The organism is Paenarthrobacter sp. PPS72 (assembly GCF_048537125.1).
Classification (GTDB): domain Bacteria; phylum Actinomycetota; class Actinomycetes; order Actinomycetales; family Micrococcaceae; genus Arthrobacter; species Arthrobacter nitroguajacolicus_E.
This window is the reverse complement of sequence record NZ_JBLYIE010000004.1, coordinates 131,099-142,023: the sequence shown is the minus strand read 5'-3', so window position 1 is coordinate 142,023 and position 10,925 is coordinate 131,099. Positions and strand designations below refer to the sequence as shown.

At 61.5% G+C, this 10,925-nt stretch carries 13 protein-coding genes; 6 read left to right on the top strand and 7 right to left on the bottom strand.

Going from position 1 to position 10,925, the window contains the following annotated elements:
- Window positions 1–252 carry a phosphoribosylformylglycinamidine synthase subunit PurS gene (gene purS, locus ACLRGI_RS02030; protein ID WP_011773385.1) on the bottom strand — a complete coding sequence of 84 codons (252 nt, stop codon included), beginning with the start codon at window positions 250–252 and terminating at the stop codon, window positions 1–3.
- 303 nt (window positions 253–555) lie between these two features.
- Between purS and ACLRGI_RS02025 the strand changes: the two genes are divergently transcribed.
- A complete protein-coding gene (locus ACLRGI_RS02025) occupies window positions 556–741 on the top strand; it encodes a hypothetical protein (protein ID WP_419200051.1) in 186 nt (61 codons plus the stop codon).
- 174 nt (window positions 742–915) lie between these two features.
- On the top strand, window positions 916–1,206 hold the full coding sequence (locus ACLRGI_RS02020) for a DUF1540 domain-containing protein (protein WP_144661422.1): 291 nt from the start codon (window positions 916–918) through the stop codon (window positions 1,204–1,206).
- 82 nt (window positions 1,207–1,288) lie between these two features.
- Here the strand turns inward: ACLRGI_RS02020 and ACLRGI_RS02015 are convergent, their stop codons facing one another.
- Together ACLRGI_RS02015 and ACLRGI_RS02010 are read right to left on the bottom strand one after the other, a co-directional pair.
- Window positions 1,289–2,233, bottom strand: coding sequence for a manganese catalase family protein (locus ACLRGI_RS02015; protein WP_419200050.1), 945 nt, complete (start codon window positions 2,231–2,233; stop codon window positions 1,289–1,291).
- Window positions 2,234–2,361: 128 nt separating this feature from the next.
- Window positions 2,362–3,300, bottom strand: coding sequence for a phosphoglycerate dehydrogenase (locus ACLRGI_RS02010; RefSeq protein WP_419200049.1), 939 nt, complete (start codon window positions 3,298–3,300; stop codon window positions 2,362–2,364).
- A 284-nt stretch (window positions 3,301–3,584) separates the two neighbouring features.
- On the opposite strand from ACLRGI_RS02010, the gene ACLRGI_RS02005 reads away from it, so the two are divergent.
- The 3 genes from ACLRGI_RS02005 (at window position 3,585) to ACLRGI_RS01995 (ending at window position 7,999) form a co-directional block, all read left to right on the top strand.
- Window positions 3,585–4,208 carry a hypothetical protein gene (locus tag ACLRGI_RS02005; protein WP_419200048.1) on the top strand — a complete coding sequence of 208 codons (624 nt, stop codon included), beginning with the start codon at window positions 3,585–3,587 and terminating at the stop codon, window positions 4,206–4,208.
- 42 nt (window positions 4,209–4,250) lie between these two features.
- Window positions 4,251–4,442 carry a hypothetical protein gene (locus ACLRGI_RS02000; RefSeq protein WP_419200047.1) on the top strand — a complete coding sequence of 64 codons (192 nt, stop codon included), beginning with the start codon at window positions 4,251–4,253 and terminating at the stop codon, window positions 4,440–4,442.
- A gap of 380 nt (window positions 4,443–4,822) precedes the next feature.
- Window positions 4,823–7,999 carry a S8 family serine peptidase gene (locus ACLRGI_RS01995; protein ID WP_419200046.1) on the top strand — a complete coding sequence of 1,059 codons (3,177 nt, stop codon included), beginning with the start codon at window positions 4,823–4,825 and terminating at the stop codon, window positions 7,997–7,999.
- A gap of 86 nt (window positions 8,000–8,085) precedes the next feature.
- Here ACLRGI_RS01995 and ACLRGI_RS01990 read toward each other — a convergent pair whose 3' ends face one another.
- The 4 genes from ACLRGI_RS01990 to ACLRGI_RS01975 form a co-directional block, all read right to left on the bottom strand.
- Window positions 8,086–8,505, bottom strand: a complete 420-nt coding sequence (locus ACLRGI_RS01990; RefSeq protein ID WP_419200045.1) for a serine protease inhibitor — start codon at window positions 8,503–8,505, stop codon at window positions 8,086–8,088.
- 29 nt (window positions 8,506–8,534) lie between these two features.
- Entirely contained in the window at window positions 8,535–9,473 is a 939-nt protein-coding gene (locus tag ACLRGI_RS01985) for a 3-methyladenine DNA glycosylase (protein ID WP_419200044.1), read from the bottom strand.
- Entirely contained in the window at window positions 9,460–9,981 is a 522-nt protein-coding gene (locus tag ACLRGI_RS01980; RefSeq protein ID WP_419200043.1) for an SSI family serine proteinase inhibitor, read from the bottom strand. The genes ACLRGI_RS01985 and ACLRGI_RS01980 overlap by 14 nt, the downstream gene beginning before the upstream one ends.
- 113 nt (window positions 9,982–10,094) lie before the next feature.
- A complete protein-coding gene (locus ACLRGI_RS01975) occupies window positions 10,095–10,556 on the bottom strand; it encodes a MarR family winged helix-turn-helix transcriptional regulator (protein ID WP_419200042.1) in 462 nt (153 codons plus the stop codon).
- A gap of 116 nt (window positions 10,557–10,672) precedes the next feature.
- Between ACLRGI_RS01975 and ACLRGI_RS01970 the strand changes: the two genes are divergently transcribed.
- The gene (locus tag ACLRGI_RS01970; protein ID WP_419200194.1) at window positions 10,673–10,897 is read left to right on the top strand and encodes a hypothetical protein; all 225 of its coding nucleotides are present in this window, start codon (window positions 10,673–10,675) and stop codon (window positions 10,895–10,897) included.
- Window positions 10,898–10,925 lie beyond the last annotated feature (28 nt).

Genomic DNA, 10,925 nt, shown 5'->3' with positions numbered 1-10,925 from the left:
TCAGGCCTCGACGACCTCAACGTTGACAACATCCTCGATCACCGGGTTGGACAGGAGGGTCTCGGCAGCTTCACGGGCCTGGGCCAGGATAGCGTCGGTCACCTCGCCATCGACGGTCAGTTCGAAGCGCTTGCCCTGGCGGACTGCGCTGAAGCTGTTGAAGCCGAGGCGGGGCAGAGCACCCACGATGGCCTTCCCCTGGGGGTCCAGAATCTCGGGCTTGGGCATGACGTCAACGACGATCCGGGGCATCCGGTAACTCCTGTGCGTGAGTTGGGTGAACCTTAAATAAGGCTGCCGCGGAGGTGCCGTCTCACGCCGTTCAGCCGCATCCAAACAGCCGATTTAACACAGGGTTAAACACGGTTGTGAACTGCAATGTTTGAACGGCATGGGGGCGCTCCGCGAGCTTGCACACCCATTCTACCGGGAGCGGCGCACATACCCTATTCAGCCTGATTGCGCGAGGGCACCCCGCCGTGCCGGTGGAAAATGCCCCTTGAAGGCTCGACGCCGGCACTTTCGCCGGGTGGTGGGCGTCACTAGGATTACGGCATGGCTGAGAAACCGAAATCGATGGTGCTGGGCGTTGTGGCCGCAGCTGTTTTTGCAGGGCTGGGACGAATGGTCATCCAAAAAATGTTGGCGGACCGTGCCGCCCGGGAGCAGCGCCTGACGGCTCCTTTGGACAAGGAAACACGGGCGAAGATCAGTGATGCCCTGCGCACTCCAAGTAAGTAGGTCCTAACCTCTGGAGGGCTGATTTTCGGCGGAATGACGCGGATTAGGGCACATACAAATGCGCTATTCAAAGCGGTTAAATTGCGTGATTTCGGCGTAGCTTGGAAGGACACCAGGGGTTCAGCCCAGTACCTTTCAGGGCCGTACCTTTCAGGATCCACACCAGGAGGAACAATGACCGACCACATTGCCGAAGTATCCGCCTGTAGCGTTGGCAGCTGCGGATTCAACCATGATGGCTGCACCGCTTTTGGAATCACCATTGGTGGAACCCAGGACCACGCTTCCTGCGCAACGTTCATTGACACCAATGCCATGGGCGGCCTTCCCAAGGTCCTCGCCCACGTTGGCGCTTGCCAGCGTTCCGAATGCGTGCACAACAACAACCTCATGTGCGAGGCACACGACGTCAGGGTCGGACCCGGCCGCGAAGCTGCCGACTGCCTGACGTACGAGCACGCCTGATACCTTCGCGTTTGCGGAAGCGGGCCCGACCTCCATGGAGGTGGGGCCCGCTTTTTCGTGCGCTTGACTGTCTGCGGTGCTGCTAGCCGCCCTTGGGGTTGTTGGCGTCCTGCAGCTCCTGTTCGGCCACAGCCTGGATCAGGGCCAGGAGTTCGGGGTCCAGCCCCGGCGCGAACTCTTCCTTGCGCTCCGGCGAGATGGTCATCGGGTATCCATCAGGCATGACATCGGTGGTCAGTTCCGTGCCATCGTTGGACGGGGAGGCTCCACGGAAAAGCTTGCCTGCTTCGCTGAGGTTATCCGCGCTGAAGGTGTACTGGATGCTCTGCAGGCCCTTGTCCAAAAGCTTCTTCACTTCAGGGAACTGCTCAGCGTTCGTCTTGGGGATCGGAAGGACCTTGCCCCAGTTCACGCCCAGACTTTCAAGCGCCTTGGCGTAGGCATTCTCGTGGGCCTGGTCGCGGACAATCAGGTAGGCGATGGTTGAGCGGGCTGTCTTGTTCTCCGTCATTTCGTAGATGCGGCACTTCTGAAGCCGGCCCGTGGACTCGAGCATCAGGTTATAGAGCAGGTCCAGGACCAGGTTGCCGCTGTTGTAGACGTACGAACCGCTCCAAGGGTTGCCGGCGGCATCCACGGGCAGTGCGCCTTGTGCACCCACCAGGTAGTGATGGATGTTGCTGTGGTCCAACGCGATGTTCAGGGGAGTGGCGCCCTTTGCTCCGGGTTCGTCCACAGGGTCGGTTTTCTTGCCCTGGTACCGCGGCGAGCCATCAAGGAGCTGGGAAATGGTGGTTCCGATAAGTTCCACGTGGCTGATTTCTTCGGTGCCAATGCCCTGAAGGAGGTCCTTGTACGGCTTGGATGCGGGGTCGCCCCGGAAGTTCATGCTCTGGAACAGGTATTGCATCATGGTGCGCATCTCACCGAATTGCCCGCCGAGACCTTCCTGGAGGGCGTTTGCTGCGGCGGGATCGGGCTCGTCAGCGGCGATTTCGTTGATGAGAAGTTGGGTGTGCAGGTACATTGCGATTCCTCACGTTGTTCATGCTGCGTGTTTGGGATGGAAACCCTCTGCTGGCCACCCCGGACCCACCTACCATAAGCATGCTTACTATTCGGAGGCAATGAAATTATCGATTCGATTGCCGGTCATTAGCCTGCGACTTGGTTGGTCAGTGCTGATCCTTCCTTGAGTGCCGTGATGTTGGCCAGGACGAGCTTGGCTGCGCCTTTGGGGCGGTTGCCCGCAACGTGTGGGGTGATGATCAGGTTCGGCGCGCTCCACAATTTGGAATCCGCGGGCAGCGGTTCCTCCTTGGTGACGTCAAGGGCGGCGGCACGCAGGCGGCCTTCTTCCAAGGCCGCAAGCAGGGCGTCTTCGTCCACCGTGGCGCCGCGGCCTACGTTCACAAAGATGGCGGTATCGGGAAGGGCTCGGAGGATGTCATTGTTGAGGGCATCCGCGGTCTCCGGTGTGGCCGGCAGGATGGAGACCAGGACATCGGTGGTGCGCAGGAGTTCCGGGAATTCGTCGTCCGCCACCACGGGGAAGCCGTAACGCTCACCCTTTGAGCTGGCGACGCCGGTGACGTTCGCTCCCAAAGCGGCCAGCAGGGGAGCCAGCCGCCCCGCGATGGAGCCGAAGCCCCAAATGGTGACATTGGCGCCGTCGAGCGTGTAAAGCTGTTCGGTGTCAGGTGCGGACTGGGCCTCGTTATACGGCTGGTTCCAGTTGGAGGCCTTTTGGGACTCCATGAGCTGGTCCATGCGACGCACCGCAGCCAAAATCAGGGCCAGCGCGTGCTCGGCCACAGGGCCATCGTGAAGCGAGCGTCCCGAAGTGATGGCCACGTTGTCCGCGAAGCCTGCTGCGAGCACCGAATCGGGGCCTGCTGCGAGCGTCTGCACCAGCTTGAGCGCGGGCATCTCCTTCGCGGCGTCGGCCAGATTCTCTGAGCTGTTCCGCCATGCGACCAGAACTTCCGCATCGTGATGCTCGCCGGGGATGGGCTTGTCCGCTTGGTACACGAAGACCTCGTCCTCCAGCGCAGAGAGGTCCAGCTTGATGGTGTCGGGGACAAGGATTTTCACAGCGGCTCCGTTGCGTGAAGTGGCTCGCGGGTACGCACACGAGACTACCGCGTCACCCCCCAGCGTCACTCTGATCCTTAAGCCAAAAACAGTTGCGAAGTGCGGCACGTTAACAACACATCGCTTCGGTGCCCGTTGGGAGCCCAAGTAGGTTTACAAGTTTGTCACATCAATGACAGGTCGGAGGATAAACGTTCGCTTTATTGTCAATTGGGGGTAGCGTCGGCAGCGACGACGCGGGGGCCCAACCAATCGTCCTTCGTCGTTTTGCTAAGGAGCTGAAAATGACAAAGACGTATAAGGTTCTGGCGGCATTCGCCGTGGCGTTTGCCCTCCTCCTATCGGGTCCAGGCGCCAATGCGGCACCGGGAGGGACGCCGGGCCCAGGAACGGATCGCACCCAAACCATCACTATCGTGGGCAAGGAAAAGATCCAAGAGGCTGTTGATGCGGCGTTCAGCGGCGACGACGAGGTTCTTGTCGCACTACTACAGAGTGCCCAAGTGGACGAGGTGCGGACAGTTTTACGAGCCCGACTTGAAGCCCGTGGCGACTTCGAGGTGAACCCGCCGTCGACCATGCCGACTGACGTGATGGTGCCTTTGTCCACGGGCGAGTATGACTATTACTGCACGTCCTACGCCGGCGTCACTATGGGGTGGAACGGCCAAGTGATTGAAGCCTGCCATGGCTGGATGGATGTCTACATCTCTGGGCGTCACGTGGCACACTTCAGCCCAGACCTCGGTCCTGTACCTGGCCCAGGCGCCTCGGTTGAATGCACTACGGCAGTTATCGGTGCTGTCGCGACATTGATCTCCCTTCCTGCTGGAGGCGCCGCAGGTTGGGCCGTATACGGGATTGGTACCATCGCTGGAGGAGCAGGGGTGATCTGGAGTTGCGGATAGCGCCATCAATGTCGATTCACAAATGAGTAAGGATAGATTGCTATGAAGAAGTCAGTACGGCAGCCAGTGCGTTTCGTTGTTGGCCAGCAGGTTGGCCTCATTCTGGTGGCAGTTGCCGGGTTCCTGACGTACGGTGGGGTGGGCCCCATTTGGCTGGTCGTTTTAGTTGCCATTTGGCAGGCTCTTCTCCTCTGGCAGTACTACGTCCTGTACAGGACTTCCTCCAGGGCTTGAACTGACAAAAAGTCGTGACGAGCAATATACCCTTACGAGCAATCTGAGAGCGAAGTCAGCACCAGCGCTCTGGGAGACGCAGGAAGAGCCTTCCCCAGCAAGGGGGAGGCTCTTCCTGTATCTCCACACCCAGATGCGGTACAACCCGACGACGTCCAGTGAACGACACCGTTCCCCGCAGTTTCATGACGAATCGCCGCTCCCGTGACAAGACAAAAAACTTGAAATGTGCTGTATGTCATATTCGTCTATCACTAGGTACTCTGTGACTCGGCTGGTTGCGCGGCTTTGACAAGAACTGTCAAAGGTTCAACCAACTAAAAGTTGACAGGTCCGGGCGATGGAGCCGGGGCCTCCCTCAGTGAAAGGTGCAACCACTCGTGAAATCACAAGGAAAGAGCTTCGTCAGAAGCGGGGGACTTCGGAAGGCTGCGGCGATTGCCGTGGGCCTGCCGTTGCTGCTCTCGTCCATGGCGATGCCTGCCCAGGCCGCTCCCGCCCCGGAGACGCCCGGGAATGTTGCAGGCGTGGCCAAGAAGAACCTTGACCCCAGCGCCTACAAGGACGGCCGCTACATGGTGGTCCTGGCCGAAAAGCCTGCAGCGACGTATGACGGCGGTACGGCCGGGCTTGCTCCCACCAAGCCCGAAGAAGGCAGGAAGCTCGACGCCGACAGCGCCGAGGTGAAGGAATACCAGCAGCACCTGCAGCAGAAGCAGCAGGAAGTTGCCCAGCAGGAAAACGTCACCATCCAGCGTGACTTCACCACTGCCGTCAACGGCTTCAGTGCCAACCTGACGGCGGACCAGGCCATCAACCTGGCCAAGGACCCCAAGGTACTCATGGTGGCACCGGACACGCAGTACGCTCCGGACTACTCCACCACCGACTTCCTCAAGCTCAGCGGCCCCAATGGCACGTGGGCAACCCAGTACGGCGGCCAGGACAACGCCGGGAAGGGCACCGTTGTTGGCGTGATCGACACCGGCTACACCCCTTCCAACCCGTTTTTCGCCGGTGAGCCTGTTGGCCCGCTGGTGGGCAACGCCCAGGTAGGCGTCCCCTACCGCACCGCTGACGGCAAGATCGCCATGCTTAAGGCCGACGGCGACACTTTCGTGGGCGAATGCCAGCCCGGTACTGACACCGGAGCTGACTACGATGGCAGCGCCTGCAACTCGAAGGTCCTCAGCACCCACTACTTCGCTGATGCCTTCCTGGAAACCGTTCCGCCGGAAAACCGCGCTCCGGAAGAAGTCATTTCTCCCGTTGACGTGGACAGCCACGGCACCCACACAGCCAGCACGGCAGCGGGCAACGCCAACGTTGACGCTGTAGTGGATGGCCGCAGCTTTGGAACAACCAGCGGGATCGCACCCGCCGCCAAGCTCGCCGTCTACAAAGTCTGCTGGGAAGACACTGATCCTGCTACGGGTGGCTGCTACGGCTCCGCTTCCGTGGACGCGATCGAGCAAGCAATCCTGGACGGTGTGGATGTGCTGAACTACTCCATCTCCGGCTCAACCACGTCCACCACGGATCCCGTCTCGCTGGCCTTCCTGTCAGCCGCTTCCGCCGGTATCTTCGTGGCAACCTCGGCAGGTAACTCGGGACCGACCGCCAGCACCGTGAACCACGGAGCACCTTGGTTGACCACGGTGGCCGCGACATCGTTCTCGCAGGAGCTCCAGGGCACCGTTGAATTCTCCGATGGCAGCAAGTTCCGCGGAGCGTCCATCATGAACCGCGAGGTGAGCGGCGCCGGCGTCGTGCTTTCCACCAACGCTGCAAGCGGTGAAGGCAACGCCGCGCTTTGTGCTCCGGGCTCGCTGGATCCGGCCAAGGTAGCCGGCAAGGTTGTTGTTTGTGACCGTGGCGTTGTTGACCGCACTGCCAAGAGCGCCGAGGTCCTGCGCGGCGGTGGCGTCGGCATGATCCTGGTGAACCTGACCGATTCGTCGCTGGACACAGACAAGCACGTCATCCCGACGGTCCACGTGAACCCGCCCGCTACCCAGACCATCAAGGACAAAGTCACGGCCAACCCGGCCATCACCGTGTCCCTGCTGAACCGTGACACCACGGGCTTGCCCGCTGAGGCACAGCCGCAGATTGCCGGATTCTCCTCGCGCGGTCCGCTGCTTGCCACCGACTCGGACCTGTTGAAGCCTGACGTGTCCGCTCCCGGCGTCGCCATCCTCGCAGGTGTCTCGCCCATCGGAACAGGTGGGGACAACTTCGGCTTCCTTTCCGGAACGTCCATGGCCTCCCCGCACGTTGCCGGTTTCGGCGCACTGATCCTGGCTAAAAACCCGCAGTGGTCCCCGGCCACCGTGAAGTCCGCCATGATGACCACCGCTGGTCCGGTCAAACTGGCTAACGGCGCCATCAACAAGGATGTCTTCGCCACCGGTGCCGGTCAGGTGGATCCCGCCAAGGTCCTCTCGCCGGGCCTGGTGTACGACGCCACCACCGAGGACTACCTGAAGTTCATCCAGGGCACGGGCATGGACCTGGGCATGGAAGGGCTGGGCACCACCCAGGCACGCGATATGAACGTGGCTTCCTTCGCGCTGGGCAACCTGGCCGGCAAGATCGAGGTCACCCGTACCCTCACCGCATTGACTCCGGGCACGTACCGCGCATCTGCCAACGTTCCGGGCGTCAACGTCAAAGTCACACCGTCTGTCCTGACCTTCGGGGCTCCCGGTGAGAAGAAGACGTTCAAGGTCCAGTTCGAAAACAAGAACGCTGAGCTGGGCAAGTTCGCCATGGGTTCGCTGAACTGGCAGGGTGCCAACAAGACCGTCACCTCGCCGATCGCTGTCCGGCCGCAGTCCGTCATCGCGGACAAGGCGCTGGCCTTCACCGGAACGGGTCCCAACGGCACCGGAACCATCAACATCACCTCCGGCACCAACCTGCCGGTGGGCGTCACCGTTGATGGTCTGTCCAAGGCTGATTCTTCGGCCGTCGAGCTTGTTCCCGGTCCGTTTGCGGATGAGACCAACGCGTCCAACTACGTGAAGAAGGTGACCGTTGGCGAGGGCAGTGCCCTTGCAAAATTCTCGGTAATCTCCTCCAACGAAGCCGCGGACTTTGACATGCTGGTCATTACGCCGTCCGGTCAGCAGTTGCCGGCCGCCACAGCGTCAGCCAGCGAGACCCTGTCCGTCCCCAACCCGGCAGCGGGCGACTACTACATGTTCGCCAACCTCTACGCGAGCCCCAACAACCAGGCCACCAAGGCCACCGTTGATGCCGCAGTCCTGGGCGCCAACCAGGGCAACGCCACAGTGACGCCGAACCCGATCCGCCTCGCCAACGGCAAGACCGGTCAGATCTCGCTGAACTGGAAGAACCTGGAACCCGGCTCCTACATTGGTCGCCTGACTTTCGCGGGTACCAGCGAGCCGAGCTTCGTCACCGTCCTGGTCAACCCAGGCGGAACCGTAGTGGTTCCGGATGAGGAAGATCCGAAGAAGGACAAGAAAGACAAGAAGCACGGCGGCAAGATCCGTGCTGATGAACCGACGCAAAGCAACAACGCCGGTTAGTACCCTCTCAAACAACGCGGGGTCACTTGTAGCCCATTGGGGCGGCCATAAAGGCCATAAGTGACCCCGCGTTGCTTTAAGTGGTTTTAGACGGCGCCGGTTGAACCTCCGGTATTGCCCAGCAGTGAGGCCAAGGTCTTCCAGCGTGCGATCTCGCAACCATCAGTCCTGCTGAAGTGGCTGTTGACCTCGCGTCCCCGGAACCAGCCCTTGACCACGGCTATTTGCGGGCCGCCATACTGCTGCGTGCAGATCCGGTCCGGGCGTGGCTCGGGAAAGAAGATTTCCTCACCGAACTGCTCGACGGCGGCCAGCGCCGCCGGTGCGTCCGGCAGGTTCGAGTCCATCGAGTCAGGGTCAGGCGACAGGATGCCTGCGCTGGACCGGAGATGGAAAACCCGGCTTTCAGCGCCGGGTGCCTCGGTCAGCGTAACTGTGAGGTCGACGTCGTACTCGTTCTTGCCTGCGGCGTTCGTGCCCGTGTCGCTTTTATCTGCGGAAACCATGGTTACCTTTCGCTGGTGGCGGCGGGTGCTCAGGCAGCCAAACCGCTCAACTCATCCAAGAGCGGCCCTACTGCCTGGAGCACGCGGGCCCGCAGCTCCTGGGATTCGGCAGCGAAGGCCCGCTGATATTCAACGTACTCGGCCTTACCCTGCGGTGTCTCGATCCTGATGGGTGGGTAGCCCCATTCTTCAAGATCGTAAGGGGAGGCCTGCATGTCCATGGCACGGATGCGCCAGGACAACTCGAAACAGTCCATCACCAGCTCGCTCGGCAACGCCGGCGTTAGCTTGTAAGCCCACTTATACAGGTCCATGTTGGCGTGCAGGCAACCCGGCTGCTCCATGGTGCGCTGGTTCTCGCGGGTAGGCGTCAGCTCATTCAGGGCTGTGGCATCCGGTGTGTAGAAGCGGAAGGCATCAAAGTGCGAGCAACGGATGCGGTTCTCTTCCACAACAGTGTCCGTGCCCTCACCGCCGAGCCTCAGCTTCAGGTACTCATGCCGCAGCTCGAACTTTTCCTGCCGGTACACCATGGCCCACTCGTGCAGTCCAAAGCAGCCAAACTGTGCCGGTCGCTTGGCCGTCCCCGCCAGGATGATTCCCGCGAAGCGAACGGCTTCGGCGCGATCGGCCAGGAAGCCGGCACGATCAAAGGTGACAGCAGGCATGCCCGGAGCCAGCCCCGCCGAGGCGAGTTCGCCGTCGTCGAGCATTCTGTAGAACTTCCAAGTGGCCCGCTCCAAGGCGCGCTCGCCGCTGAGGACCACGTTCTCGCCCGGATGCCAGCGCTGCAGCTGGCCCGGCTTTTGCGTGTAGTAGGTGAAGAGGAAGTCCTCCACCGGGTGCTTCCTCCCGGCCGACCGCCGGGCGAGGTAGGGGTCTGCGTACCGCGCGACGCGCGCATGGTGGGCTGCCTCCAGCCCGAGCCATTGCTCTTGGGGGAGGTGCCGCAGCCTAGAGGCCGCCATCGGATCCGAGGACGCTCTTCGCGGCATCCCATAAGGCGATCTGGCAGCCATCAGTGCGGGTGAAGGCGGCGCTGACTTCCTTGCCATCCACTGAACCGGTCACCTTGGCCGTTGCCGGGCCGCCGTACTGCATGGTGCAGGCCTGATCCGTCCGTGCTGGGGCCGGGCTAAGGAGAGTGGGGCTGTTCTTGAGTGAAGTGCAGGCCTCGGCCGCTGACGGGTGGTTGCTTTCGGCTGCCGGCGCGCCATCCGTGCAGACGAGCGTGAACGCCTTGGGAGCGGACTCGGGAGTTTCAATGAGCGTGATGGACAATTCGGCATTGCCTGCGCCGGTTGCTGCTGACGCGGTGGGAGTCGAGGTTTTGCTGGGACTGCTGCTTGAAGTGGCCGACGACGACGGCGCTTCAGTGGGGCTGTTGGTGGACCCGGGGGTGGAGGTACCTGAGCATGCGGCGAGGCCGGCGACGGCCAGTACTGCCAAGAAGGGCCGAACATATCGCATGCGCATTGAGTCTCCTGTGTTGGGTCCATTTTACGTGGCACTTTTGATGCCCGCTTCAAGGACACCACTGAGGCTGTGGGCTTGGCTAGGGGCCGCGCTGGTGGGTTTGGCGTGTTGTCCTAGCTGTTGCGTTGGGTGGCGGCTATCAGTCCGGTCATGGCCTGGTGAAGTTCGGCAACTTCTTCACGGCTGAGTTGGAGGCGCTCGCGGATCTCGCCTGGAACGGCGGTGGCTTGCTCGCGAAGTGCAGCACCTTTGTCCGTCAGCTTGACGGCCAACGCGCGTTCATTGCCGGGTACGCGCTCGCGGGTGACCAGCTCGGCTTCCTCAAGACGCCTCAGGAGCGGGGAGAGGGTGGCTGGCTCGTGGAGGAGGCTGTCGCTGATGTCCTTCAGGGTGCGGGGGCTTCGCTCCCAGAGGGCCAACATCACCAGGTACTGCGGATGGGTAAGTCCAAGCCGCTCCAGAACCGGCTTGTAGACGCCCACAACACTGCGCGATGCCACGGTCAGTGCGAAGCACAGCTGGCGTTCCAAAAGGAGGTCGTCGGTCTCCCGGGTGGACTCATCGATAGCGGTCATGGCTGCCTCCTGTGCTTGCTGCCTGTTCTATTAGCGCACACATCGCGATTAGTTAGTGCACTAATGATTAGCGTACTATGTACCTATTGAACCGCCTAAAAGAGGAGTCGATCCGCGTGGCCAAGGAGTCCTTCACCCGGAAATTCATGCGTGCGACCGGGAAGTTCCGTGTGATCTTCGGTCCGGCGCACAGCAGCTCCCTGGATCATGAGATGACCGAGGCCAACCAGAAGCTGCTCGCCCAGCGCCAGGCCGAGACACAGCAATGGGAAACCCTCCGCCGGCCCGACGGCAGCACCTACGTGGTGCCCCGCAATCCGGACGACAAGTCGCTGCGGTAGGCGCCAATTAGCCGCCGGCTAAGCGCCG